The 25,370-nt window shown below is 61.5% G+C and carries 19 protein-coding genes and 1 pseudogene; 11 read left to right on the forward strand and 9 right to left on the reverse strand.

Features of this window, described 5'->3' with window-relative positions:
- Nucleotides 1-157, reverse strand: a 157-nt coding sequence (locus tag ABS769_RS19580; protein ID WP_233368074.1) for a transposase, incomplete at its 3' end; no start/stop codon positions are given.
- A 224-nt stretch (nt 158-381) separates the two neighbouring features.
- Between ABS769_RS19580 and ABS769_RS19585 the strand changes: the two genes are divergently transcribed.
- The 4 genes from ABS769_RS19585 to ABS769_RS19600 all read left to right on the forward strand — a co-directional run bounded on the left by ABS769_RS19585 (nt 382) and on the right by ABS769_RS19600 (nt 5,354).
- Entirely contained in the window at nt 382-1,386 is a 1,005-nt protein-coding gene (locus ABS769_RS19585; protein WP_317061421.1) for a 2-hydroxyacid dehydrogenase, read from the forward strand.
- A 38-nt stretch (nt 1,387-1,424) separates the two neighbouring features.
- The gene (locus tag ABS769_RS19590; RefSeq protein WP_317061420.1) at nt 1,425-3,047 is read left to right on the forward strand and encodes an L-lactate permease; all 1,623 of its coding nucleotides are present in this window, start codon (nt 1,425-1,427) and stop codon (nt 3,045-3,047) included.
- A gap of 257 nt (nt 3,048-3,304) precedes the next feature.
- Nucleotides 3,305-4,339 (forward strand): Kelch repeat-containing protein, encoded by a 1,035-nt coding sequence (locus ABS769_RS19595; RefSeq protein WP_317061419.1) that lies wholly within the window; start codon nt 3,305-3,307, stop codon nt 4,337-4,339.
- A 118-nt stretch (nt 4,340-4,457) separates the two neighbouring features.
- Complete coding sequence (locus ABS769_RS19600; protein ID WP_317061418.1) at nt 4,458-5,354, forward strand: DUF3800 domain-containing protein; 897 nt, start codon at nt 4,458-4,460, stop codon at nt 5,352-5,354.
- 161 nt (nt 5,355-5,515) lie between these two features.
- Here ABS769_RS19600 and ABS769_RS19605 read toward each other — a convergent pair whose 3' ends face one another.
- The 6 genes from ABS769_RS19605 to ABS769_RS19630 form a co-directional block, all read right to left on the reverse strand.
- Complete coding sequence (locus ABS769_RS19605; RefSeq protein ID WP_317061417.1) at nt 5,516-6,553, reverse strand: SMP-30/gluconolactonase/LRE family protein; 1,038 nt, start codon at nt 6,551-6,553, stop codon at nt 5,516-5,518.
- 75 nt (nt 6,554-6,628) lie between these two features.
- On the reverse strand, nt 6,629-7,747 hold the full coding sequence (locus ABS769_RS19610) for an endo-1,4-beta-xylanase (RefSeq protein WP_434801690.1): 1,119 nt from the start codon (nt 7,745-7,747) through the stop codon (nt 6,629-6,631).
- Between the two features lie 116 nt (nt 7,748-7,863).
- Nucleotides 7,864-10,647 (reverse strand): beta-galactosidase GalB, encoded by a 2,784-nt coding sequence (gene galB / locus ABS769_RS19615; protein ID WP_430544152.1) that lies wholly within the window; start codon nt 10,645-10,647, stop codon nt 7,864-7,866.
- A 91-nt stretch (nt 10,648-10,738) separates the two neighbouring features.
- On the reverse strand, nt 10,739-12,160 hold the full coding sequence (uxaC, locus tag ABS769_RS19620; RefSeq protein ID WP_350498250.1) for a glucuronate isomerase: 1,422 nt from the start codon (nt 12,158-12,160) through the stop codon (nt 10,739-10,741).
- Nucleotides 12,161-12,201: 41 nt separating this feature from the next.
- Nucleotides 12,202-13,191: an endo-1,4-beta-xylanase gene (locus ABS769_RS19625; protein ID WP_317061414.1), complete on the reverse strand. Its 990-nt coding sequence runs from the start codon at nt 13,189-13,191 to the stop codon at nt 12,202-12,204.
- Nucleotides 13,192-13,201: 10 nt separating this feature from the next.
- The gene (locus ABS769_RS19630; protein WP_430544151.1) at nt 13,202-14,710 is read right to left on the reverse strand and encodes an MFS transporter; all 1,509 of its coding nucleotides are present in this window, start codon (nt 14,708-14,710) and stop codon (nt 13,202-13,204) included.
- A gap of 280 nt (nt 14,711-14,990) precedes the next feature.
- On the opposite strand from ABS769_RS19630, the gene ABS769_RS19635 reads away from it, so the two are divergent.
- The 4 genes from ABS769_RS19635 (at nt 14,991) to ABS769_RS19650 (ending at nt 21,505) form a co-directional block, all read left to right on the forward strand.
- Nucleotides 14,991-17,930, forward strand: coding sequence for a TonB-dependent receptor (locus ABS769_RS19635; protein WP_317061412.1), 2,940 nt, complete (start codon nt 14,991-14,993; stop codon nt 17,928-17,930).
- A 143-nt stretch (nt 17,931-18,073) separates the two neighbouring features.
- Nucleotides 18,074-19,561, forward strand: a complete 1,488-nt coding sequence (locus ABS769_RS19640; RefSeq protein WP_317061411.1) for an MFS transporter — start codon at nt 18,074-18,076, stop codon at nt 19,559-19,561.
- Nucleotides 19,562-19,595: 34 nt separating this feature from the next.
- Complete coding sequence (locus tag ABS769_RS19645) at nt 19,596-20,630, forward strand: glycoside hydrolase family 43 protein (protein ID WP_317061410.1); 1,035 nt, start codon at nt 19,596-19,598, stop codon at nt 20,628-20,630.
- A gap of 341 nt (nt 20,631-20,971) precedes the next feature.
- Nucleotides 20,972-21,505: a lipocalin family protein gene (locus tag ABS769_RS19650; protein ID WP_317061409.1), complete on the forward strand. Its 534-nt coding sequence runs from the start codon at nt 20,972-20,974 to the stop codon at nt 21,503-21,505.
- A gap of 85 nt (nt 21,506-21,590) precedes the next feature.
- On the opposite strand, the gene ABS769_RS19655 is transcribed toward ABS769_RS19650, so the two are convergent.
- Complete coding sequence (locus ABS769_RS19655) at nt 21,591-21,944, reverse strand: ribonuclease E inhibitor RraB (RefSeq protein ID WP_317061436.1); 354 nt, start codon at nt 21,942-21,944, stop codon at nt 21,591-21,593.
- 522 nt (nt 21,945-22,466) lie between these two features.
- Here ABS769_RS19655 and ABS769_RS19660 point away from each other — a divergent pair.
- The 3 genes from ABS769_RS19660 to ABS769_RS19670 all read left to right on the forward strand — a co-directional run bounded on the left by ABS769_RS19660 (nt 22,467) and on the right by ABS769_RS19670 (nt 25,293).
- Entirely contained in the window at nt 22,467-22,724 is a 258-nt protein-coding gene (locus ABS769_RS19660; protein ID WP_006449522.1) for an XAC0095 family protein, read from the forward strand.
- 275 nt (nt 22,725-22,999) lie between these two features.
- Nucleotides 23,000-23,518 carry a hypothetical protein gene (locus ABS769_RS19665; RefSeq protein WP_317061408.1) on the forward strand — a complete coding sequence of 173 codons (519 nt, stop codon included), beginning with the start codon at nt 23,000-23,002 and terminating at the stop codon, nt 23,516-23,518.
- A gap of 5 nt (nt 23,519-23,523) precedes the next feature.
- Entirely contained in the window at nt 23,524-25,293 is a 1,770-nt protein-coding gene (locus ABS769_RS19670) for an XVIPCD domain-containing protein (RefSeq protein WP_350498251.1), read from the forward strand.
- Here ABS769_RS19670 and ABS769_RS19675 read toward each other — a convergent pair.
- A pseudogene (locus ABS769_RS19675) lies at nt 25,253-25,370 on the reverse strand (IS5-like element ISCARN85 family transposase); the annotation flags it as partial. The gene ABS769_RS19670 and the pseudogene ABS769_RS19675 overlap by 41 nt on opposite strands.

The following is a 25,370-nucleotide window of genomic DNA, read 5'->3' on the forward strand; positions in this document are numbered from 1 at the left end:
AGTTGCCAAAGCGCTTGGGTAGGCCGCGCCATTTGCAGCCATGCTCGGCAACGTAAAGGATGGCGTTGACCACTTGCAGGTTGGTCATGCTGACATTGCCGCGCTGCGCCGGCAGGCAGTGTTCGATTAGAGAAAATTGTGCTGGCGTGATCTCCATGCACGATAGTTTAATCGCTCGGGCCATTAGTGTTAACAGGCCCTAGTTCGCGGATGTGCATTCGCCTAGTGTTGGAACTCGATATGCAGAGGCGAAGCTCAGTACCAGGCTGACTTCCAAGCGGCCGCTTGAGCTAACCGTGTTCGCACTGGTTGGCGAAACGCGGTGCAAGACGCGTGGCGGCTGGTGAGCTACCGTGTTCTCGCACCTATGGAGTTCTCTGCATGAAAATGGCTGTCTTCAGCACGCGCCCTTACGACAAGCGATTTCTCGAAGAAGCGAAACTGCGCTTGAAAGAGGAATCCACAGCCGAGTTCGTTTACTTCGAAGCATCGCTCGATCTGCAGACCGCAACGCTGGCGCAGGGCTGCGAAGCAGTCTGCGTGTTCGTCAACGATCAACTGGATGCACCTGTGCTGCAGGCGCTGCACGCGATGGGCGTGCGCGCGGTACTGTTGCGCTGCGCCGGCTTCAACAACATCGACCTGGTCACCGCCAAGGCGCTGGATTTGTTCGTCGCACGCGTGCCGGCCTACTCGCCCGAAGCAGTGGCCGAGCACACCCTGGCACTGGTGATGACGCTCAATCGGCAGACGCACCGTGCCTACAACCGCGTGCGCGAGGGCAACTTCATGCTCAATGGCCTGCTCGGGCGCACCTTGCACGGCAAGACGGTGGGCCTGATCGGGCTGGGCAAGATCGGGCTGGCGACTGCGCGTATTTTCCAGGGGATGGGCTGCGATGTGCTGGGCTACGATCCCTATCCCACGCCTGGCTTCGATGCGCTCGGGCAGCGGGTCGAACTGGAGACGCTGCTCGCACGCGCGGATATCGTCTCGCTGCACTGCCCGCTGACGCCGGCGACGCAACACCTGATCGATGACGCAGCGCTGACCGCGATGAAGCCCGGCGCGATGCTGGTCAACACCTCACGCGGCGGGCTGGTGGATACCGATGCGGTGATCCGCGCGCTCAAATCCCGCCAGCTCGGTCATCTGGCCATCGACGTGTACGAGCAGGAAAGCGCCTTGTTCTTTCAGGACCGCTCGGGCGAGATCATCGACGACGATGTGTTTCAACGTTTGATGACCTTCCCCAATGTGCTGGTGACCGGGCATCAGGGGTTTTTCACTGCCGAGGCGCTGCAGGAGATCTCCGACATCACCCTGCGCAACCTCGCTGATTTCGCTGCGGGCACGGCGTGCGCGAATCTTGTTCCGGCACCTTAGCGTCACCTTTTCCATTCACCATCCGCGCAGGCCCGACCATGTGGCAACAACTCTACGACCCGCTCGGTAACGCCAACCTCTCGGCCTTGCTGGCTGCCTTGCCGGTGGTGTTCTTTTTGCTGGCGCTGACGGTACTGCGGCTCAAGGGGCTGACCGCTGCGTCCCTGGCGGTGCTAGTCTCGGTGGCGGTGTCGTCGCTGGTGTTCGGCATGCCGATGGCCAGCATCGTGGGCGCCGCATTGCTGGGCATTGCCAACGGCATTTTCCCGATCGGTTTCATCGTGCTGATGGCGGTGTGGCTGTACAAGCTGGCGATCCGCAGTGGCAAGTTCGAGGTGATCCGCGGCAGCATCGCCACGGTGTCCGAAGATCAACGTATCCAGGTGTTGCTCATCGCGTTCTGCTTCGGCGGATTTCTGGAAGGCGCGGCAGGCTTCGGCGTGCCGATTGCCATCTGCGCGGCACTGCTGGTGGAGTTGGGCTTCCGTCCGCTCAAGGCAGCGATGTTGTGCCTGCTGGCCAACGGCGCAGCGGGCGCCTACGGTGCGATCGGCATCCCGGTACTAGTCGGTGCGCAGCAGGGCGGCGTGCGCCTGGACGAGATGTCGCTGATGCTGATGGCGCTGGTGCAGGTCTGTGCAGTGTTCGTGCCTGCGGGGCTGGTGGCGATGCTCGATGGGTGGCGTGGCGTGCGCGAGACCTGGCCGGTGGTGCTGTTTGTCGGCGTGTTGTTCAGTGGCGTGCAGGCGTTGACCTTGTACCTGCTGGGGCCGGAACTGGTAGACATCCTCGGCCCGCTGGCCGGCATGGGCGGGCTTGCACTCTTCATGCGGTTCTGGCGCCCCAAGCGCATCTACCGCGAAGCGCAGGCACCGCCCTGCTCCACGCAACGCTGGACGCTCAAGCAGGTGCTGCTGGCATGGTCGCCGTTCTACATCCTCACCGGCGCGATCCTGGTGTGGAGCCTGCCTGCCTTCAAGGCGCTGTTTGCCGCAGACGGCGCGCTTGCGGCCACGGTGTTGCATCAGCCCATCGGCCTGCTCGATCAACGCGTGCAGGAAGTGCCGCCACTGGTCGCCAGCGTGCGCACGCTGCCTGCGGTGTGGAATGTTGGTTGGCTCAACGCTTCCGGTACCGCAATCCTGATCGCGGCGGTGCTCACTGTGCTGCTCTCGCCGCGTTTGAACCTGCGCTCGGCAACGGGCGAGTTGGCCCAGTCTGCGCGCGAGATGTGGAAGCCGCTGGCCACCGTGTCGCTGGTAATGGCGGTGGCTTACGTCACCAACTATTCCGGTGCGTCCTCGTCCATCGGTCTGGCCCTGGCGCAGGCTGGCGGCGTGTTCCCGCTGTTGTCGCCGGTGATCGGCTGGATGGGTGTCTTTATCACCGGCTCGGTGGTCAACAGCAACACCTTGTTTGCGCACCTGCAGGCAGTGACGGCAGCGCAGATCGGCGTGCCTGCTGCATTGCTGGTGGCAGCCAACACCGCAGGCGGCGTAATGGCAAAACTGGTCTCACCGCAATCGATCGCCATTGCCGCGGCTGCGGTGAAACTGGTGGGGCAGGAGTCGGCGATCATGCGCACCACCTTGGCCGCAAGTCTTGGGCTGCTTGCGTATGTGTGCCTTTGTACGTGGCTGTTGTCGATGGTGTTGCAGTGAAAGCAGTCGCTGCGTGCTGGCTGCATTGATTTTTCGAATGCACCTGCACGCTCCTTTTCAGCGCGACGCGTGGGTTGCTTCAAGCGCACGCCATGCTCTGCCTGCCGTCGCCGAGCGATCAGGCACGCGTATTTGTTGAGTCCGCCATGGCGTGTGCCCAGCATTCTTTTGCTTGAGAAGTCCGGCACGGCCTCGCAGGCTGCCTCATCGCGATACCGATACACTCACTGCACTTCGCACTCAGAGAGCGATCTTCCATGACACCGTCAGCGAATGCATTCCGTGTGGCTGTTCTGTTGCTTGCATGCGCATGCGTGCCTGCGTTTGCCCAGACTGCAGTGCATGCGCCTGGAGTGCCGGCGACGCAAGCTGCTGCGCAGTGGAAGAGTGTTTCTGGCGAAGGCAAGCCGCATGCGCGTCACGAGAACAGCCTGGTCGCCATCGGCGACCGTCTGTACCTGATCGGTGGGCGCGATAATCGGCCCTTGGACATCTTCGATACCAAAACGCACCGCTGGTCCAAAGGCAGCCCGCCACCGCTGGCAGTGAGCCACGCGCAGGCAGTGGTGTCGTCCGGAAAACTCTACTTCGTCGGCGGCCTGACCGGCGACTATCCGGAAGAAGCCGCGCTGACCCACCTGTTGATCTACGACCCTGTCACCGATCGCTGGCAGGTGGGTGCGGAGATCCCGCAGCATCGTCGCCGCGGCGCCGCCGGAACAGTGGAACACGATGGCGTGCTGTACCTGGTCGGCGGCAACACGCGCGGCCACATGAGCGGCTATGTGCCATGGCTGGATGCGTTCGATACGAAAACGCAGCAATGGACGCAACTGGCCGATGCACCACGTGCGCGCGACCATTTCCACGCGGTGGTGATCGATGGCAAGGTGTATGCGGCCGGTGGACGCCGCTCGGCGCATGAAAGTGGCAACACCCTGGCGCAGACAATCGGCGAGGTCGATGTCTACGACATCGAACGCGGCACCTGGACTGTCGCCCCGGCTGCGTTGCCGACGCCACGCGCGGGCGCCGCAGCCATCGCACGCGATGGCCAGCTGCTGGTGATGGGCGGCGAGAGTACGCGCCAGGTCAAGGCACACGACGAGGTCGAAGCCTATGACCCGGCTACGTCTACCTGGAATACGCTGGCTGCATTGCCGCAAGGGCGTCATGGCACACAGGCCGCAACCATCGACGGCGATCTCTATCTGGTTGCGGGAAGCGCCAATCGCGGTGGTGGGCCGGAGTTGGATGACGCATTGGTGCTGGATGGCCGTCCCCAACCCTAGTCGCTGGAACACTTCTGGCCAAGGCAGACCGCCAGCGAGCGGTTTGAACATTGTGCGCCCGGAGATGGGCATCTAATCTGCCTACTCGCTCTTCAATGCATAAGACCAGGGAGTGGTGATGCCGAAACGCGGATCAGACAAGACACGTCCGGTGGTGTCCGGCGTAGAGGGGCAATTTTTGCTCCCTCTTGCGCACGCAAAGGGCGGAGTAGCGACGCCTCCATCGTTGACCACTCAAAACGCGCAATACAGTCACTACATCGTCTACGTCGATGAAAGTGGCGACCATGGTCTGGAGACAGTGGACCCGAACTATCCGGTGTTTGTGCTGGCTTTCTGTGTTTTCCACAAAGGGCACTACGCGCAGCACGTGGTTCCTGCCATCGAGTCGTTCAAGTTCCGGCATTTCGGACATGACGTCGTGATTCTTCACGAGCATGAAATCCGCAAGGAAAAAGGACACTTCCGTTTCAATGATCGGTCGGAAAAAACGCTCTTCCTTGATGAACTGACCGGCATCATCGAGGCAAACAATTTCATCCTGATCAGCTGCGTAATCGACAAGATGCGACTCAAGGAACGGGCCCAGATGGGGAACAATCCTTATCACTTGGCGCTGGCATTTTGCCTGGAAACGCTTTTTGAACTGATGCAGGAAAAGAAGCAGGATGCCGTTCCAACGCACGTGGTGGTCGAATGTCGCGGCAAGAAGGAAGATCGTGATCTGGAGCTTGAATTCAGGAGGATCTGCGATGATGCAAACCGCTGGAGCCGGCCACTTCCTTTCACCCTTGTGTTTGCGGACAAGAAAGCCAACTCTTCGGGCTTGCAATTAGCCGACCTGGTTGCACGTCCCATCGGCCTATCGGTCCTTCGTCCGGATCACGCTAACCGAGCATTCGATGTGCTGCAGCGCAAATTCTTCTGCAAGGACGGCAGGCGCAAGCTGGGAATGAACTACGAAGGCTGGGGCCTGAAGATTTTCCCGCCACCAGAAAGCGAAAAGCCCCGGTGATCTCACCGAGGCTATGACGCCGACCGGGAACCCCCAGTCCACTTGGGTTACGAGTCTAGGGTGCTCGACCGAAGAATTCAAGGTCACTCCGTTATAGAACGAACAGAGAGGCCCTGCCGGCAGAAACACCCCGTGGCAAAGCTGTCTGGCCGCCCGGCGGGCTACTGGGCAAACTGCAAGCCAAGCGCCTTCACCCGCACGCGCGTCAGCATCGCGTGCGAGGTCATGTAGAGCGTGTGGCCGTCGTTGCCGAAGGCGCAGTTGGAGATCGGCTCGCCGGTTTCGATGCGGCCCAGCCGGCGGCCGTCGGGGGCGAAGACGATGACGCCGCCGGGGCCGGTGGCGAACAGGTGGCCGTCGGCGGAAACCGCCATGCCATCGGGCAGGCCGGGGGCATCCTTGGCAACCAGATCGGAGGCATCGGCGAACACGCGCTTGCCGGTCACCGCACCCTGTGCGTCGAGCGCGTAGGCCATCCAGATCGGGCGCTGCGGATCGGAGTTGGCCACATACAAGGTGCGCTCGTCGGGCGAGAGCGCGATGCCATTGGGAAGGCTGAGGCTGTCATCGAGCAGATGCACGCTGCCGTCGGTGTCGAGGCGATAGACGCCGTTGAAGCGCAGCTCCTTGACCGGCGAGTCGTTCATGCCCTTGAGACCGTACGGCGGGTCGGTGAAGAACACCACGCCATCGCTGCGGCGGACCAGATCGTTGGGACTGTTGAAGCGGTGGCCTTCGAACTGGGTGGCGAGCGGTGTCTTCTTGCGCGTGGCCGGGTCGAGCCTGGCGACGATGCGCGTGCCCGAATCGGCCAACAACACAGTGCCGCCCGGTTCGGCATACAGGCCGTTGGCGCCCGCCTCGCGCAACGTGGCCTGCTCCGGGCCGCTGTAACCGGAAGGCGACAGAAAGACCGATAACCCTGTATCTTCGGACCAACGATAGAGCTTGTTTTCCGGCACATCGGTGAACAACAGATAGCCGCCGTTGCGCACCCATGCGGGGCCCTCGGACCAGGTGAAGCCTTCGGTAAGCTTTTCGATACGCGCGTCGCTTGCGACCACATCGCTGAAGCTGCGATCGAAGGTTTTCAGCTGCCCGATGACAGGAAAGCGCGGCGGCGGCCCATCCTTCTTGGTGCAGGCGGCAAGAATCGCCAGCAGCGGAACAGCCAACAACAGATAGGGCGGCAAGCGCATCGGGAAGTCCGGTATCGAAGTCGGGCCATGATGCCATCATGGCTGTGCAGGTTATCTAGAGCGCTAGCACCTTGCTTATCGCGCGCTTGAGTCCGCCGGCACCGCCAACACCGCATCCAGTGCAGGTTTGGGCTGATGCTTGCGATCGAACAGCAACGGGTAGTTGGTACGGCCTGGCACCGGGTAATCGTTCTTCCACGACATACCGTCGGTAACGCCCCAGACACTGACGCGGGCGAGCTTGTTGCGCTTGCGCCAGAACAGCGCGAACAGTTCGGCATAGCGATCGCGAAGTTGCGCTTGCACCTCGGGTGGCAAGCCATCGCGATAGGGGTCGAGAAAGCGCTTGAATTCCGGCAGCTGGAACTGCTTGTGCGCAAGCCCGGTCCCGATGACCTGGCCTTCCTTGGTGAGCGGCAACACGTCGATGTCCAGCTCGGTGATCATGACCTTGATGCCGAGCGCGGCGTAAGCGTCGATGGCGTCTTCGATATCGCGCAGGCTGGGATAGTCGAGCCCCCAGTGTCCTTGCATGCCGACGCCATCGATGCGGATACCGGCCTGCTGCAGCATCTTGACCATGCGCACGATGCCGTCGCGCTTGGCCGGCCGCCAGGCATTGAAGTCGTTGTAATACAGCTGCGCATCGGGTGCATAACGCTGCGCGAAAGTGAAGGCATTGCGCACCACCGTGTCGCCATCGCCGACGCGCTGCACCCAGTTGGTAGCGCGGTAACTGCCGTCTTCGTCGATGATCTCGTTAACCACATCCCAGGCCTGCACTTTGCCCACGTAGCGCCCTGCCACGCGTTCGATGTGCGCGCGCATGCGTTCCAGCTGCACGTCTGCGGTGTTGGGGTTGCCCTGTGCATCGACGAAGAACCAGTCCGGCGTCTGGTTGTGCCAGACCAGCGTATGGCCGATCACAAACATGTCACGGCTGCGTCCGTAGGCAACGAAGGCGTCGGCAGCGCTGAAATCGAACACGCCGGGCCGCGGCGCGACCACTTCGGCCTTCATCACGTTCTCGGCAGTGATGGCATTGAAGTGGCAGGCAACCAGCGCAGCAGAGGCAGCGTCCTTGCCGGAGACGATGTCGGCATTGACGGCAGTGCCGATCAGGAAGCCGTCGGCGTAGGCGTGCTTGAGCGAATTGCTGCGGGTGTCGCAGGCAGCCAGTGCCGGCAGCGCCATGACAGCGCCGATGAGGACCAAACCGAAACGCAAGCGCGTTGCTGGGTGCCTGGCGGTGTGCTGCATCGCTGGATTCCTGTTGAAGGACTGCAGGCACTGCATCATCGGGAGTTCCATCACTCCACCGCCACCTGCGCACTGCCCGCTTGCAAGGTATCGGATTCGACGTGGACCGTGATCGTGCCACGTGCGCCGGCCTTGGCACGCACGATGAACAGACACAGCCCGTTAAAGGCGTTGCGTTGCGGCGCGGCGAACGATTCCAGATTGGTCGGATCGCCGTTGTCGGTGGCAACCAACTCACCCGGTCCTTCGATGCGAAAACGCAGACGGTCGCCGGCGGTCGGTGCAGGACGCCCATCGCGATCGAGCAGACGCACGGTGATGAAACTAAGATCCTGCCCATCGCCATGGATGGTGCTGCGGTCGGGCGTCACCTGCATGCGCGCGGCGATGCCGGCGGTCTGCACACGGTCGCTGGCCCAGGGCTTGCCATCCTTGTACGCCTGCACGCGCAACTCGCCGGGTTGGTAGACCACCTCATCCCAGCGCAACCGATACTGCAACGGTGCCTTGCGCTTGCGCCCCTGCGACACGCCATTGACGAACAACTCGGCCTCATCGCCCGAGGTAAACACATGCACCGGCGTGATCTGCCCCTCGCGACCGGGCCAGGTCCAGTGTGGCAGCAGATGCACCATCGGCAGGTCAGGGCGCCAGCGCGATTGATACAGCCAGTAGCGATCCTTGGGAAAACCGGCCAGATCGAAGATGCCGGAGTAGGAACTGCGCGAGCTGTAGTACGGCGTGGGCTCGCCCAGGTAGTCGAAGCCGGTCCAGACGAATTCGCCGGCCACATATGGATGCCGGTCTTGTGCAGCGAACACCTTGTCGGCGCTGGAGCCGAAATCCACCGCATGCAGTTCGTAGGCGCTGACCTGATGCGCAATCGAGTCGCCGCCGCGCCCATCGCGCACCGGTGCACTGTTATCCGGCGTCACCGGAAACAGATACACGCCACGGCTGCTTACGGCCGAAGCGGTCTCGCTACTGAGAATCGCTTTGTGCGGGAACTTGCCATGGAACGCGGGATATTGCGGTTGTTTACGGATGCGCTCGGTGCCCTCGAACTCCGGCATGTCGCGAATGCCTTCGCCCTGATAGTTGAGGCTGATGACATCCAGCGCAGCGGGCAACGGCATCTCGGGCGAGGCGTAGTTCATCGCCACAGTAGCCGGGCGAGTGGGGTCTTCGTCGTGCACGATGGCATGCAGCGTGCGTGCGATCGCGGCGCCCTGCTCGCCGGTGTATTGCTCGCCGACCTCGTTGCCCACGCTCCACAGGATCACCGAGGGATGATTGCGGTCGCGCCGCAACATCGCGCGCAAGTCAGGCTCGTGCCACTGCGGGAACACCAGGTGGAAATCCAGTGGGGTCTTCTTCATTTCCCAGCTGTCGAACACTTCATCCACCACGAGAAGGCCCATGCGGTCGGTCAACTCCAACAGCTCGGGCGCGGGTGGGTTATGGCTCATGCGGATGGCGTTGGCGCCCATCTGTTGCAGCACCTGCAGTTGCCGCTCGGCGGCGCGCACGTTGAACGCCGCGCCCAGCGCACCGAGATCGTGATGATTGTTCACGCCGCGAATCGGCACATGTTCGCCGTTGACCAGCAGGCCTTTGTCGGCATCGAACACGATGCTGCGGATGCCGAAGGGTGTTTCATAGCGATCCACCACGCGCCCGCCCTGGCTGACCTCGGTCACGGCGATGTAGCGATGCGGACGCTGTGTCGGTGGCGGGCCCCACAGACGTGGGTGGTCGATCTGCGTGCTGCTCTGCACGCGTGCCGTGCCGCTGCCAGCTACGTCAACCCGCACAGGCGCAATGCGTGCAACAGGCTCACCACTGCGCGTGCCACGCACATCATCGAGCACATAGATCGCGGTACTGACTTGCGCTTGCACAGCGCTGCGGGCGGCATTGTCCAGCGTGATTGCCAGCTGCACCTGCGCGGTGTCGGCCGAGACCTGCGGCGTGGTCAGCTGCGTGCCCCAGTGCGCGACATGCAGCGGCGCAGCTTTGGTCAGCCACACATTGCGATACAGCCCGCCGCCCGGATACCAGCGCGCCGACTCCGGCGGGTTATCCAGACGAATCGCCAATTGATTGCGTCCACCGGGCACCACATACGGGGTCAGATCCACGCGCCAGGAGCTGTAGCCATACGGCCAACCACCGACCAGCTTGCCGTTGAGCCAGACCGTGGCATAGGCCATCGCACCATCGAGATCCAGAAACAGCGCGCGGCCGCGATCGCTGACAGGAATGTCCAGGCTTTTGCGATACCAACCGATACCCCAGCTAGGCAAGCGCCCCATGCCGCCATAGGGGCCATCTGCCAGGAACGGCCCGGCAATCGCCCAATCGTGCGGCAGGTCCACCGGCTCCCAACCGCTGTCGTCGAACTGCGGCTGCACGAAGGCAACGGTGCCGCCGGGATTGCCGGGCGGGCGCGTGTGCCGCTTTGCGGGATCTGCAATCAAGCCATTGGCAGTAGGCAGGATCCACGGCTTGAGCACGCGTGTTGCGGCGGCATCGATGTGCTGCGCCTGCTCGGGTTGCGCATCGGCCACCTTGCCGTCTTCGCTACGTACCACTTGCGGACGCACATCGTAGTCCAGGGTTTCGCGATTGCCAGGGGGATCGCCGCGGTGGAAGCGCCATTGCGCGTTGAGCGAGACACGCTCGCGTGGCATCTCGGTTGGCGCCGGTGGTGCCGCCAGTGCGGGCAACACAGGAAGCGTGGCGCAGAGGCAGACGAACACGACCTGTGCAAGACGCACACTGCGTTCGGCAACACGGCGCTTCAGCGCGCACCACATCTCTACGCGCGTCATGTCGCTACTCCATCCGACCAGACGCATGCGCTCGGTGTAAAGACTCCACACGCACGTGGGAAGGCATCGCTACACTGCGCGCCACTCATCCTCACAACTTGTAGGCCTGCTTCGGCAAGCGATACGCCAGATCGATCGCGACCTCGGCCGCTTCGTCCTCTTGCAGGCGATGCTCGGCAACGAGCTTGGCGAGAAACGCGCTGTCCACACGCCGCGCCACATCGTGCCGTGCAGGAATCGACAGGAAGGCGCGGGTGTCGTCGTTGAAGCCCACGGTGTTGTAGAAGCCGGCGCTGGCCAGGGTCTGCTCGCGGAAGCGCCACATGCCCTCCGGCGCGTCATGGAACCACCATGCCGGCCCCAGCAGCAGCGACGGGTAATGCCCGGCCAGTGGCGCCAGCTCGCGGCTGTAGCTGGTTTCGTCCAGCGTAAACACGATCAGGCGCAGGCGCGGGTCGTTGCCGAACCGGTCCAGCAAGGGTTTGAGCGCGTGCACGTAGTCGGTGCGCATCGGAATATCGGCGCCCTTGTCGCGCCCGAAGGTCTGGAACAGCTGCCGGTTGTGATTGCGAAAACAGCCCGGATGCAGCTGCATCACCAGGCCGTCGTCCAGGCTCATCGCCGCCATCTCGGTCAGTACCTGCGCGCGGAACAGCTCGGCCTGCGCGGGCGTGGCTGCACCGCGCACCACAGTGTCGAACAGGCGTTGTGCTTCGGCCGGCGACAGATCGGCGGTGGCGGCGCTGGGATGCCCGTGGTCGGTCGAGGTTGCGCCATGTGCGGCAAAGAAGGCGCGGCGTTGCCGATGCGCACGCAGATAGCCCTGCCAGGTCAGCACATCCTCTCCGGTGAGCGTGCCGAACTGCTGCAGCGCACCGGCAAACTGCTCGTGTTCGGGGTCGACCACCGGGTCTGGCCGGTATGCGGTGAGCACGCGCCCCTTCCAACCGCTGTCGCGAATGGTGGCGTGATGTTGCAGCGTATCCAGCGGCGATTCGGTGGTGGCGATCACCTCGATATTGAACCGCTCGAACAAGGCACGCGGGCGAAATGCCGGCGTCTGCAAGGCTGCAGTGATGTGGTCGTAATAATGATCGGCAGTGCCGGCATCCAGCCGGACACGCAGATCGAACACATCGTGGAATACATGATTGAGCCACAACGCAGATGGCGTGCCGCGCAACAGCGTGTAGTGCTCGGCGAACACACGCCACGCCGCGCGTGGGTCTACCGCTGCACGCGATCCATCCGCACGCGGAATGCCCAGGGCATCCAACGCGATGCCCTGGCTGTAGAGCATGCGGAACACATAGTGATCCGGCACCAGCAGCAGCTCGGTGGCGTTGGCGAACGGCGCATCGGTGGCGAACCACGCCGGGTCGGTATGGCCGTGCGGGCTGATGATCGGCAATGCGGCGATCTGCGCATACAGGCGGCGCGCAATTGCACGCGTGCCAGGGTCGGCGGGGAACAGACGGTCGTCGTGCAGGGTCAGTGGTGTGGGCGTGGGCATAAGTCAGTCAACAAACAAGCGAAAGGTGAGTGGCGCAACGCTCACGGCGTGGCGTTGTGATGTGCGGCCACGTAACTACGCAGCCAGGTCAGCGCCGGCCGTTCGCTGCCATCGGCGCGAATCAGATAGGCCGCTTCCTTGTCGCGCCACAGCCCGGGGCGAAAGCCCCACAGCGTGATGCCGCGCACACCGGGATGCTCCCAGAACACCGGAAACACGCGTTGGTAGTCGGCAAGCTGCTGCGCATCGCTTGGCCCGTCCAGATCGAACTCGGTGATGTAGATCGGCAGGCCGGTGGCGGCCAACGCATCGAGATTGGCGCGATGCACCGACATCGCCACATTCGGAGTGGTTTCGAAGGCATGCGCCTGCACGCCGATGGCATCCACCAACTGCTCGCGCTGCAGCAACTGCACGATCTGCAGATACTTCTGCGTGGCCTGCGGGTTGTTGGTGATGCTGTAGTCGTTGATCATCAGCCGCGTACGCGGAAAGTGCTGGCGGGCGAGCCGAAACGACTGCAGCACCCACTCCCAACCGCAGGCGCCGTTGCCGCCCAGCGCCTGCAGGTAATTGCCACCGCCCGTGTCATTTTTGCTGGGCGGGTCGTTGAGCGGTTCGTTGACCACTTCCAGCAGATCGATATCCGGATAACGCTGCGCCACCGCGGCAAACCACTGCTCGATCTCGCGGCGTTGCTCGGCCGGCGGCAAGGTCTTGATCCACTCCGGCTGCTGATTGCCCCACACCATCACATGCATCTGAAACGGCATGCCGTTTGTCTTGGCCAGCTTGTAGGCGGTATCCAGCCCACTCCAGTCCATCTGGTCGCGCACCGCTTCCACACTGCCCCACTTGCCGCTGTTTTCCGGCGTAAGCTTGTTCCAGTACTGCGCGAATCCTGCCGCCTGTTGCGGGCTGTAGGCGCTGCCCAGGAACTTGGACGCACCGGATGCCAATGGCGCAGCAGATGCAGATGTTGCGAGGCTGGCTGCGAGCAACAGACTGGAGAAAACGACGCGCATACGCATGGCGATCACCTCAGGACGAAGGGGAAGACGCAACGGCGGCATCGGCCGGTAGCTGCGCTGGATCCAGGCGCGGCACCAGAGTGTGCACCACCGCCAGCGCCAACAGATACGCAGAGCCTGCCATCAGGAAGACCGGCACGTAGCTGCCGGTGGCCTGCAACAGAAAACCGATGAAAGTAGCGATCAGCATGCCGCCCACCGCGCCCGCAAAGCCACCGATGCCGACCACCGTGGCGACCGCATGGCGCGGAAACATGTCCGACGGCAGCGTAAACAGATTAGCCGACCAGCCCTGATGCGCGGCGGTAGCCAACCCGATCAGGCCGACCGCCACCCATAGATTGTCTGCGCGTGCAGCGAACACGATCGGCACCACCGAGACTGCGCAGATCAGCATCGCGGTCTTGCGCGCCCGGTTGACGCTCCAACCGCGCGCAATAAAGCGCCCGGCGACCCAGCCACCGGCGATGCTGCCGATATCGGCAAGCACAAAGATCACGATCAATGGCGCGCCCAGCTGCAACAGACTCAAGCCGTACTCGGCATGCAGAAATTTCGGCAGCCAGAACAGGAAGAACCACCAGATCGGGTCGGTGATGAACTTGCCCAGCACGAAGGCCCAGGCCTGCCGATGCCGCAGCACCTGCAACCACGACAGCCGCCGCTGCACCGGCTCATGCGCATCGCTGCGGATATGCGCCAACTCGGCAGCCGACAAACCCGGTTGCTGCTCGGGCGGGTGATAGCTCAGCCACCACACCAGCAGCCAGGTGGCGCTGAGCACGCCGGTGAACAGAAATGCCGCCTGCCAACCCCAGGCGGTGGCGATTACCGGCACCAGCAACGGCGCGACGATGGCGCCGATATTGGAGCCGGAATTGAAGATGCCGGTGGCCAGGGCGCGCTCGCGACGCGGGAACCACTCGGCCACCGTCTTGAGCGCGGCGGGGAAGTTGCCGGACTCGCCCAACCCCAAAAAGAAGCGCGCAATCGCAAATCCCACCACTGTGGTGGCCAGCGCATGCCCCATCGCCGCCAGGCTCCAGATGCCGATCGCCAGCGCATAGCCGATGCGCGTACCGAAGCGGTCGATCACCGCGCCGCTGCACAGTAATCCCAGCGCATATGCCGCCTGGAATGCGGTGACGATGTAGCCGTACTGGATTTCGTTCCAGCCGATCTGCGTCTGCAGAAACGGCGCCAATACGCCGAGCACCTGGCGGTCGACATAGTTGATGGTAGTGGCCGCAAGCAGCAATGCGCATACGCGCCAGCGCACGCGGCCCAGGCGCGCCAGCGTGCCGGCAGGTGCAACTACTTGCGGCAACTCGCTCATGTGCGCGAGCGCCGCAACGCGGCGGCACGCATCGTGCGATAGGCAATTGCGCAACGACCATTGCAATGCGCTGCCGCGTGTCCGGGACAGCTCGGCGTAGCGCTGCCGTGTTCTTCGGTTAGATTCATCGACCACTGCACCTGCACAAAGGTGGCCTTGCGCCACGGGTGATAGCGCTACCATTACCACGGCGTGCCGCAAAATCCATCGCGCAGTGCAGCACGCCGATACACCGTCCCTGCTCAAACCGGTCTCGATAAGCGGCACTGCCACATTCGCCGCTATGCCCCAGCATCTATGCTGCCCTGCAGCGTGATGTTCTGAATTTGGTAGCGCTAACATCCGCCACCACTGATCGCCCGTCTCCCCATCGCATCATCGTCGCGCCACGCATCGGCAGCGGCACTCCCTGCGCAGGGGCGATGCGTGGGACATCCGCTCACCTGTTAGGGAAGGGATTACGGTGAAGAACAGCTACGCACAAACCGCGTTGTCCTGCGCGTTGGGGTCCATCCTGCTGAGCATGGCCAGCACAGCCGCCTTGGCTCAGTCCACCGATGCCGCCGACGCAACGACCACCCAACCCCCGCCGGCCGCAACCGCCAGCGGCGATGCGGTAACCCAGCTCGATACCGTCACCGTCTCGGGCTACCGACGCAGCATCCAGTTTTCCACCGATGCCAAGCGCGATTCGGTGGGCTTTGCCGACACCGTGTTTGCCGAGGACATCGGCAAGTTCCCGGACATGAACATCGCCGAGTCGCTCAACCGCATCCCCGGCGTGCAGCTCTCGCGCGACGTCAATGGCGAAGGCCTCAACATCGCTATCCGCGGCCTGGGCACCAGCTTCACCAAGACCACGCTCAACGGCGCCAGCATTGCGACCGCATCAATTGGCTTGAACGCGCAGAACCAGAACCGCGAAGTCGATCTGAACCTGTTCCCCACCGAGTTCTTCACCCAGCTCACCGTGAGCAAGACGCCCACCGCGAGCATGCTCGAAGGTGGCGTGTCGGGTGTGGTGGACATGCGCAGCGCGCGGCCGTTCGATCGCCCCGGCGTGCACTTCACCTATCAGGCGCAAGCCGACTGGAACAGCACCAGCGAAAAGACCACCCCGCGCGGCGCCTTCATGGGCAGCTGGACCAACGAGGAAGGCACCTTCGGCGCACTGCTGGGCGTGGCTTCGGTGCGCGGCAAACTGGGCGTGCGCGGCTTCGAGAGCGTGGGCTGGACCAACCCCGGCCTTACCTACACCCAATGCGGTCTCACCCCGCCTGCGGGCACGCCGGCCACCAATCAACCGGCCGCCTGCAACGTCAATGGCGGCGGCAACTGGCGCATTCCCGATCGGGTGCCGGCCACCGCCGGCAGTGGCCTCACCACCGGCGAAACCATCGATGCGGCCTGGCTGCTGGCGCGCAACCCGGGCCTGAGCATCGACCAGATCAGCGATGCGTTGATTCCGCGCCTGGGCCGCAGCGTCTACATGAATGGCGATCGCGACCGCGATGCCTCGGTGATGTCGCTGGAATGGCGCCCGTCCGACAGCATGCATTTCTATCTGGATACGCTGTATTCCGAGGCCAAGCGCACCACCGAGCGGATCAGCATGAATCTGATCGGCCGCAACGGCAACATGATCCCGCTGGGCATGCAGCTGGACCAGAACAACGTGGTGACCAGCGCCACGTTTGCCAACGCGCAGTACTTTCTGGAAGCGCGCCCGTATCGCGAAGAGGTCAAGTTCTGGAGCGTCAACCCGGGCGCGGAATTGTTGTTCGGCGCCGAGCAGGACATCAAGCTCAACGTGCAGGCCAATGCCACGCGCAGCTGGCTGGATCGTGAGTCGCCCAGCATCCTTGTCACCTCGCCGTTCACCACCGTCGACTACCGCAATGAAGGCGGCGACCGCCCGTCGATCACCAGCCCGCTCGATCTCAACGACCCCAATCTGGGCTGGGGCTGGAACGGCGGCCGGGTCAATATCCAGAACGAAAAACGCGTGACCGAAACACGTGGCGGCCGCGCCGATCTGCAGTTCGGCGAAGACAAGCGCAACATCAAGATCGGCGCCGCCTACGACCACGCCGAGCGCACCATCCGCGGCTTCGATAACAGCATTGCCTGGGAGCAGGTGGTCTGCCGGGGCGGTGGCGGCAATGTGTGTAACGGCGGCCCTGGCTCGGCGGTGCCGAATGCAGCCCTGGCCGGCTATCTGCGGCCCGGTCCGGACGGCTTTATCACCGCCGATTTCAACCGCTTCCTGGGCGATACCAATTACTACGCGCTACGCGATTCCGCACCGGAAACCAACTCCGCCAACACCGGCGCCTCGGCCGGCGGCATCCGCGAAAAAAACTGGGGTTTCTATATCGAAACCAATGCAGAAACCGAAGTATGGAACCGCACGCTGCGCTTCAATGCCGGCGTGCGCTATGTGACCACCGACCAGACCATCACCGGCCCGGTCACCATCAATGGCATCCGCCGCATCCAGGTGCTCGATTCCGATTACAAGGAAACCCTGCCCTCGTTCAACGCCGCCTGGGACGTGGCCGACAACGTGGTGCTGCGCCTGTCCAGCTCGCGCACGCTCACCCGGCCCGACCCCAGCGCGATGCTGCCCAACACCAACTTCAGCGACCCCTCCGCGCAAACCGCAACCCAGGGCAATCCCAACCTGGCGCCGTATCTGTCCACCAACGTCGACTTCGGCGGCGAGTGGTACACCGGCGGCGAAGGCTATGTGGGCCTGACGCTGTTCAACAAGCGCATCAGCGGCTTCACCGTCAATGGCGTGCGGCGTATCCCCTTCAACGACCTGGGCGTGCCGTACGAGAGCCTGCTGCCGATCCAGCAAGCCGGCCTGGACCAGCGCGGTGGCCCCAATGCCGCCACCGTGGACGTGCAGACACAGGTCAACGCCGACGGCGTGCTCAACATCCGCGGCACCGAGGCGATCTGGGTGCAGCCGCTGGACAAGCTGGTCGACGGCATGGGCTTCAGCGTGAACTACACGCACGTCACCCAATCCTCCGAAGGCGAAGGCATTCCGGCAGTGGCGGTCGGTGTTGCGCCGAACCTGTGGAACGGCACCGTGTACTGGGAAAAAGACGCCGCCTCGGTACGCCTGTCCTACACCTGGAACGACGACATGGTGATCTCCGGCGCCAACCAGAACGGCATCCCCTACGCGCGCCTCAACGCCGACGCGCGCGGGCAGCTGGATCTGTCGGCCAGCTACACGCTGGAATCGTTGCCGTCCAAGCCGCAGATCACCCTCAACGTCACCAACCTCACCGACGAGCCGCTGCGCACCACCTACGCCTGGCCCAACGCCACCTACGATCTGTACGAGCCCGGGCGCACGGTCATGCTCGGTATTCGCGGTACCTTTTAGGAGTGGCTATCAACACTACTGCGCTACGTTTTGTTAGCCACTCCAAGTGCTGTCTTCGCCGTCGCGATCATCCCCATCGCGACCGACGGATTAGCGCGCACCGCGGCGTTTTCCGCAGCACTCCTTGAGCCCCGCCCCACCTCATGAACGATCGCTCACAGCAGCTCTCCTTGCGCGAAAAGATCGGCTACAGCCTGGGCGACCTGGCGGCCAATCTGATCTTCCAGACGCTGGTCACTTTTCTGGCGTTCTTCTACACCGATGTGTTTCGCATCCCGGCGAGCGCGGCGGCCACGTTGATCTTCGTGGTGGGCATGCTCGGCGCCTTCGTGTTCACCCCCATCATCGGCATCCTGGCCGACCGCACGCGCACGCGCTGGGGCAAGTTCCGCCCGTGGATCCTGTGGACGGCATTGCCGTTCGGTGCCTTGTCGCTGGCCGCGTTCAACACGCCCGCACTCGGCGAGCAGGGCAAGATCGCATACGCCTTCGCTACCTACACCTTGTTGATGCTGGTGTATGTGGCCAACAACCTGCCGTATTCGGCATTGAGTGGCGTCCTCACCGGCAGCATGGAGCAGCGCAACAGCCTGTCGGCGTATCGCTTTCTGGCGGTGACCTTCGCCCAGTTCGTGATCCAGGTGCTGCTACTGCCGCTGGTGCTGATCCTGGGCAATGGCGACAAGGCGCAGGGCTTTCGCAACACGATGGCCTTGTTCGCCGCCGTCGGCACACTGTGCTTTCTGATCACCTTTTTCACCACGCGCGAGCGCGTGCTGCCGATCAGCGAACAACGCAGCAGCGTGCGCCAGGACCTCACCGATCTGGTCCGCAACAAACCCTGGCTGGTGATGCTGTCGCTGACCATCCTGGTCTTCATCAATCTCGCCATGAAGGGCGGGATGTACATCTACTACTTCAAGTACACCCTCGATGCGAACGCATTGACGCTGTTCCTCGACAACGCCGGCTTCAACCGCTTCATCGCTGCAATCAACAGCGTGCTCACCGGCGCCGGCCTGAGCGCGCTGCAATGGCCGCAGGACGCACCGACCTCGGCCTTCAGCGTGTTCAGCGCCGGTGGCATCCTGGCGATGATCGTGGGCATCGGTTTTTCCAAGCGCTTGGCAGACCGCTACGGCAAGCGCAACGTCTTCGGTGGCGCGCTGCTGATCTCCACCGTATTTTTGCTGGCGTTTTACGTGTACCCGCCGGATGCGATCGGCTGGGTGTTCGCCTCCTACGTGCTGCACGGCTTCTTCTACGGCATCACCATCCCGCTGCTGTGGGCGATGATCGCCGATGTGGCCGATTACTCGGAGTGGAAGAACCACCGCCGCGCCACCGCCATCATTTTCTCGGCGATGTTGTGCGGGCTGAAGATCGGCCTGAGCGTCGGCGGCGCACTGGTCGCCGGCATCCTGGCGTTCTATGGCTACAACGCCGCCCTGCCGCTGCAAAGCGATGCAGTGACGAGCGGCATTCGCCTGGCTATCAGCGCGTATGCGTCCATCCCGTTCCTGCTCGGCACCGCACTGCTGGCGCTGTACGAGATCGACAAGCCGCTGGAAACCCGCATCGAACACGACCTGGGCTTACGCCGACGCAGCGCACCGCTCGCCACCAGCTGACGCCCTCCCTCCCACCTCATGCACAGGTACGCGCATGTCCGATGAACTGCACACCGCTGCACTGCAGGCGCTGGCGCGCACCGCCATTTCCGCACCGCTGGTCACCCACCTCTATACCGCCGACCCTTCCGCACACGTGTTCGACGGCGCGTTGTATATCTACCCCTCGCACGACATCGATGCCGGCGTGGCCTTCAGCGACGACGGCTCGCACTTCGACATGGCCGACTACCACGTGTTCCGGATGGCGCATCCCAACGCGCCGGTGGAAGACCTCGGGCAAGTGCTACACGTCCGCGACGTCCCCTGGGCGCAGCGACAGATGTGGGCGCCGGATGCCGCGCAGCGCGACGGACGCACGTACCTGTATTTCCCGGCAAAACGCGCTGATGGCATCTTCCAGATCGGTGTGGCGGTGGGCGATCGCCCCGAAGGCCCGTTCGTTGCCGAACCCGAGCCCATCGCAGGCACCTACTCGATCGACCCGGCCGTGTTCGCCGACCACGACGGCGCGCATTACCTGTACTTCGGCGGCATCTGGGGCGGCCAGCTGCAGCACTACCGCGACAACGTCTACGACCAAACCCACCAGGAACCCGCAGACGACGCACCCGCACTCGGCCCACGCGTCGCGCGCCTGCACGAGGACATGACCCAACTGGCCGAACCCACACGCGAGATCGTCATCCTCGACGAACACGGCACCCCGCTGCGCGCCGGCGACCATGCCCGCCGCTTCTTCGAAGGCCCCTGGGTGCATCACCACGCCGGCCGCTATTACCTGTCGTATTCCACCGGCGACACCCACCTGATCTGCTACGCCACCAGCGACACGCCTTACGGCCCGTTCACTTATCAAGGCGTGCTGCTCGCCCCGGTGATCGGCTGGACCACACACCACTCCATCTGCGGCTTCGAAGGCCAGTGGTATCTGTTCTATCACGACGCTGTTTTATCAGGCGGGCAGACGCATCTACGCAGTATCAAGATGGCACCGCTGGAGCACGATGCGGATGGAAAGATCGCGACGATTTATCCATACGGGGAAGACGCGGTATCGCCTTGGTGATGCGTTGTTGGGCAGCCCCTTCCCGAGATTCCGTCAAGGCGTCATAGCGCACCCGCCAGCACTGCACGAAAGAATCATTGCCAAGGTTCCAGGCGCGTCGTGGTCCTCACTATGGCCGATCGTCGAACCAATCCTCACGGCTTTCTGATCGCGCGTTTCCTGCCGTCTGCGCAACTCTTGGATCTCGCTCCTCAACGCTGCCACGACTTCTCGCACGGTACCGTCATGTCACTGGCACAGAGGGCCACTTACGCCCGGGCCGGAACTGCATCGCATGGGGCTGCATCCAAGCGCATTGCAGCTACGTAGGCCATGTACGTGCTCTTTTGATGGAGGTTCCCATGCAACATCGTTCGATGCTGTTGTTACTCACGCTTGCGGTCTATGGGAGTGCTAGCGCAAGCGATTCACGCGCTGCACTGCCCCGCGCAGACAGCGTCGACGTGCCACGCTTCATGGGCGACTGGTACGTCATTGCGCATATTCCTACCCGGCCCGAGCGCAAGGCCTACGATGCCGTGGAGCGCTATGCGCTGCGACCGGATGGCCGCATCCAGACCACCTTCACCTTCCGCAAGGGAAGTTTCGAGGCGCCGCTCAAGTCCATGCATCCGATTGGCCAAGTTGCGAAGGAGGGCAATGGAGCGCTGTGGAGCATGCAATTCTTCTGGCCGTTCAAGGCCGAGTACGTGATCGCCTGGCGAGATGCAGATTACGCGCAGACCATCGTGGCACGCAGCAAGCGCGATTACGTCTGGTACATGGCGCGTACCCCGCAGGTCTCCGATGCCGACTATCAGCAGGCTGTTAAACGTATCGCCGCCATGGGCTATGACGTGTCACAGCTGCGCCGCGTACCGCAGTCGCAGCGCTGATGCGGTAACAAGGCCGATACGGTAAAAAGTGCGACGCGCTCAGCGATGCAGTGACTGCATCGCAGGCTCTCGCACACCGCCGGCGTTAGACGTTCTTTTCATCCGCAGAAAACTCCCATCCGTCATTCAAACCTCCCAACGGCTTGGCCTCCGTTGCCAACTCTTCCTCGAAAGCCAAAATCGCCTTGTACGACGGGATCATGGTTGGATACACGGTCACGTCCATCGGAAACGCCGTGTTTTCTGGGTAATGGCAGCAACGCACCTTTTGCTCGAAGCGCAGCATCGTCACTGAGAACGCCAATGCCGATTCCTTCGTGGGGAAGACCACGGAGAACGCAATCTCTCGCGGCGTCGAAAGATCCACCCCTTGCTGGGCGATGTGCCAAAGGGTGTCGCCGTTATCGTCGTTAGGGTACAGATCCGGATTTCGTTGCATGGGAAGCTTCATTTTTTTGACCAATTTACCGAGGAGGAATCCTAGCGCCTGGCTTGTGTGGGGCCTGTCATTAACTGCGCGCCTGAAATCAAATGGCGTCAGAATGCCCTTCGAGCTCACCATATTTCTGGCGATCACACCATTTCCCGCTTCATCAGCAGGCGCATTCGAGTCGCCTAAGTATCCCCCTGAGCTGAAATGTCTGCATGTTAATACCTACATCTCTGCGACACGGCATTGATAACCGAAAGGGCGCGAAGACTCCAGGCCTGCACCTTGACTCCTCCATGCATCAGTAGCACACTCCTTCACGGAGCGTAGCAACTCCACAGATAGCGGTGCCACCCCCGTCAAGCGGTGGTTTTTTGTGCCTGATGTTCGGGCACATGCTCGGCGTCTCCACGCCGGGAGGGCGGCGAATACAACACCCGCAAGGGAAATAAGCCCGCCGGCTATCTGCGGTTGCTAACCTCCCGGCATCCCGCCGCATCGTGCGGCGGGAGCCTGTCCGGAGAGTTGAGCATGGAGCAGTCTCTGTTCGGGTATTACCTGCTACCTGAAAACGCGCAGCTTCGGTTGCTGCAAACGCGCGATCATTTGCGTTTTCTGGCCGCATTGGCACGTCCCTGTTGCATGTCGAACACCTCAGGCATCAATGAGCCCCTCGTACCGATCGATGCTTTGGCTTTTTGCTTCGATCTGTTAGCTGAGCAGTTGGATGATGTGCTGATGCAGACCAAGGTGCCTGACGACATGACAGAGCGACGTGCTTCGTCATAGCATGCACATGACTTGAATCAACATGGGCTATCGCTGTAGTCCCGATCTCGGCTACCTGTTGCTGCTTTTACAAGCTATAAGCAATGTGACAGAGAAAAGCACCAAGCCACTGAACATCGTCAGGCAACAGAATTTTTCAGCGATGCACTTGGCAAATGAAGGGACCATGCGAAATGAAATCCAAAGCAAATCTAGTGATAGTCGTAGTGCTCATCTGCTTGGCAACGTCTTGTGCAACTGCCAAACCGACGGCTGAAGAATCTCGAGGAACAAAGATGACAACACACACTGAGCTGACACCCCAAGTCCTGATGGATCGCTTCTTGTCCTTGATAAGAGATGTCGAAAATTTCGACGAGCTGTCCCCATTGGTTCTTGAAAGGTATCTAGAAGTCCCATTCACCAAGAGCACAGGTGAAAACTCTGGATTTTATACGCTAGACCAACCCTCTCCTTATTCAAAATATGCCACCACTTACAACTTCGACGAGAAATTTTCGGAGTATTCGAATGTCACTCTTGAACTTCTACCACCGAGCAGCATTCCTCCTTCAACCCTTCCTCCTTGCGAGCTAGTCTTTGAGAAATACGACAAGGCCTTGAAAGACGCTGGATTCAAAACTGAAATAGGATACTGGTCTTATAATGAGTTTGGGTGGGTCCTGTCTTTTCAATACTTACGTAAGAATATACGTGCCCAGATCAATCCATGGCACCCTGTCTCCGTAGACCCCCAAAGAAAATCAAGAGAAAACTGTGTCAAGTCGATAAGTCTGCACAAGTTTGAGGAGTAACGATAATGGCAAACGCCAACACTCAATTGCAGTCCATCTTGGCGCAGTTCGCGGGTCGGTCAGATGTCACCCCCGATCAAGAAGCGCAGTTACGCGCGACGATTGCGTCCGATCCGGACCTTATACAGAGACTCAATCAAGAAGCAGCCAGCGGTCATCTAAAAGGATTCTTGCCAGGCGTTGGCGGCTCCGAACCGCTGACGGGCTCCTACGATAAGGCAACCGGAATCGTCACTCTCCCGGCGTTTGATCCAGGATCCACACCGACGGCGAGCTTGCGCGGTTCGCTCCGGCTGCAAGAAATGAGTATGCGTTTCGCAAATAGTTCGTATATGGATGCAAACCAACAAAGCCAGCCTGTAACGCAAGATATGGTCACCAACCTGCAGGCGACAATCAACAGTTCGCCGACGCTGGCAAACGAGATGAAGCGAGCTGTTACGACCATTGATAGTAGCGACCCCCAAAAACGCATGCTGCTGGAAAATTTCGCTCCTCTCAGCGGCACGATTGCAGGTGGGACGTTCAACCCAACCAGTAAAACCATGAGCATTCCACCAGCTACGGTCGGGCAAACCCAGAGTCAATTCAATAAATTCAACGCTACTGATCTAACATTTGTTCTTGGTCATGAGACGCAGCATGCCTTCAATCAAGTAAGCATGGCCAACTCATACAAGCAATTTGATGCCGCAGTGAAAGCGATTGCAAAAGATAATAATCCGGTCAACGATTACACGACCCCTGTGGAGAATCTAGTTAAAAGTGCGCGCGACGATGAGGCCAAAGCTCAGATTTCAGGTTGGAACGCATTGATTGATCGGGAGCGGCAAATCAATCCAGCCGTCGATTTGAATGCAATGAGACGTCTCGGAAACGGCCGTGTGGATGACTTTGTTGAAGCCAATCCGAGCAACAGGACGCAGACACAAGCGCGGCCGGGGATTACGTTCAATCAGGACGGCTCACTGCCCATGACGCCTCAGAATGTATCTGCACAAGCGACTTACTACTTCGACAAACAGCCCAAAGGCACGCCAGGACTTCCGCAAAATCAGACAACAGGCATTGGATTCCACGGTGACTCGGACTATCCCAACTACTATGGAGCCGGTGCCGTCAGCCGAGCGATTGCATTCGACAGGGCCTATGCGCATCCAGTGGGTGGGGTTGCTCCGCAAATGCAGCTTGATATGCAACGCTTGCGCTTCAAGGAAGAACTTCTAGAACATAACGGAATCACGCTTCCCCCGAGCACAACCGCCACACCGCAGATCTATTGGGACACCAGCAGCAATCCGCCAACCCGCGGGCTCTTGCAACACACAAAAGGATCGCACCAGCACATCAGCCCGACTCCCGACATCGACCCTCAACAGCCAGCACTCAACGTACCCGGCAAGACAGTGCAACCAGACAATGAGCTGCTGGATAAAATTCGCGGTGGCGTTCGCGGCCTTGACCAGCAAGCGGGGAAATCTTGGGATGAAAATAGCGATAGACTAAGCGCAAGTTTGATGCTCATGGCAGCAGAAAAGGGCTTTACAGCAAAAGACGATTTGAAGTTTGCGTTCAACTCACCGACCGATAAGATGGCGGGTGGTGAAGTCCTGCACATGTGGCGAGAAGGCCACCAGTCCCCTGATCCGGCTGCGCGTCGAGCGCATATGACTACGCAGGAGGCGCTCTCTATTCCTGCCGATCAGCGTATGGCACAGGTGGAACTAGGGCCTGTTAACACATCCGAAGCCCATCAACGACTAGGACGAAGCTGAGGAATCCAAGGAACATGACATCCAGCTTGTCGAAGCGCGAGAAAATCCGGCGGTAGCCTTTCAAGCGACGGAACAGT

This window comes from Xanthomonas hortorum, from assembly GCF_040279205.1.
GTDB lineage: Bacteria > Pseudomonadota > Gammaproteobacteria > Xanthomonadales > Xanthomonadaceae > Xanthomonas > Xanthomonas hortorum_F.

Excerpts from the sequence above, each read along its gene's own strand:
- ABS769_RS19585 (WP_317061421.1), top strand. The coding sequence starts at position 382 with ATGAAAATGGCTGTCTTCAGCACGCGCCCTTACGACAAGCGATTTCTC.
- ABS769_RS19590 (WP_317061420.1), top strand. The coding sequence starts at position 1,425 with ATGTGGCAACAACTCTACGACCCGCTCGGTAACGCCAACCTCTCGGCC.
- ABS769_RS19595 (WP_317061419.1), top strand. The coding sequence starts at position 3,305 with ATGACACCGTCAGCGAATGCATTCCGTGTGGCTGTTCTGTTGCTTGCA.
- ABS769_RS19600 (WP_317061418.1), top strand. The coding sequence starts at position 4,458 with ATGCCGAAACGCGGATCAGACAAGACACGTCCGGTGGTGTCCGGCGTA.
- ABS769_RS19605 (WP_317061417.1), bottom strand. The coding sequence starts at position 6,553 with ATGCGCTTGCCGCCCTATCTGTTGTTGGCTGTTCCGCTGCTGGCGATT.
- ABS769_RS19610 (WP_434801690.1), bottom strand. The coding sequence starts at position 7,747 with ATGGCGCTGCCGGCACTGGCTGCCTGCGACACCCGCAGCAATTCGCTC.
- galB (WP_430544152.1), bottom strand. The coding sequence starts at position 10,647 with ATGACGCGCGTAGAGATGTGGTGCGCGCTGAAGCGCCGTGTTGCCGAA.
- uxaC (WP_350498250.1), bottom strand. The coding sequence starts at position 12,160 with ATGCCCACGCCCACACCACTGACCCTGCACGACGACCGTCTGTTCCCC.
- ABS769_RS19625 (WP_317061414.1), bottom strand. The coding sequence starts at position 13,191 with ATGCGTATGCGCGTCGTTTTCTCCAGTCTGTTGCTCGCAGCCAGCCTC.
- ABS769_RS19630 (WP_430544151.1), bottom strand. The coding sequence starts at position 14,710 with ATGGTAGCGCTATCACCCGTGGCGCAAGGCCACCTTTGTGCAGGTGCA.
- ABS769_RS19640 (WP_317061411.1), top strand. The coding sequence starts at position 18,074 with ATGAACGATCGCTCACAGCAGCTCTCCTTGCGCGAAAAGATCGGCTAC.
- ABS769_RS19645 (WP_317061410.1), top strand. The coding sequence starts at position 19,596 with ATGTCCGATGAACTGCACACCGCTGCACTGCAGGCGCTGGCGCGCACC.
- ABS769_RS19650 (WP_317061409.1), top strand. The coding sequence starts at position 20,972 with ATGCAACATCGTTCGATGCTGTTGTTACTCACGCTTGCGGTCTATGGG.
- ABS769_RS19655 (WP_317061436.1), bottom strand. The coding sequence starts at position 21,944 with ATGCAACGAAATCCGGATCTGTACCCTAACGACGATAACGGCGACACC.
- ABS769_RS19660 (WP_006449522.1), top strand. The coding sequence starts at position 22,467 with ATGGAGCAGTCTCTGTTCGGGTATTACCTGCTACCTGAAAACGCGCAG.
- ABS769_RS19665 (WP_317061408.1), top strand. The coding sequence starts at position 23,000 with ATGACAACACACACTGAGCTGACACCCCAAGTCCTGATGGATCGCTTC.
- ABS769_RS19670 (WP_350498251.1), top strand. The coding sequence starts at position 23,524 with ATGGCAAACGCCAACACTCAATTGCAGTCCATCTTGGCGCAGTTCGCG.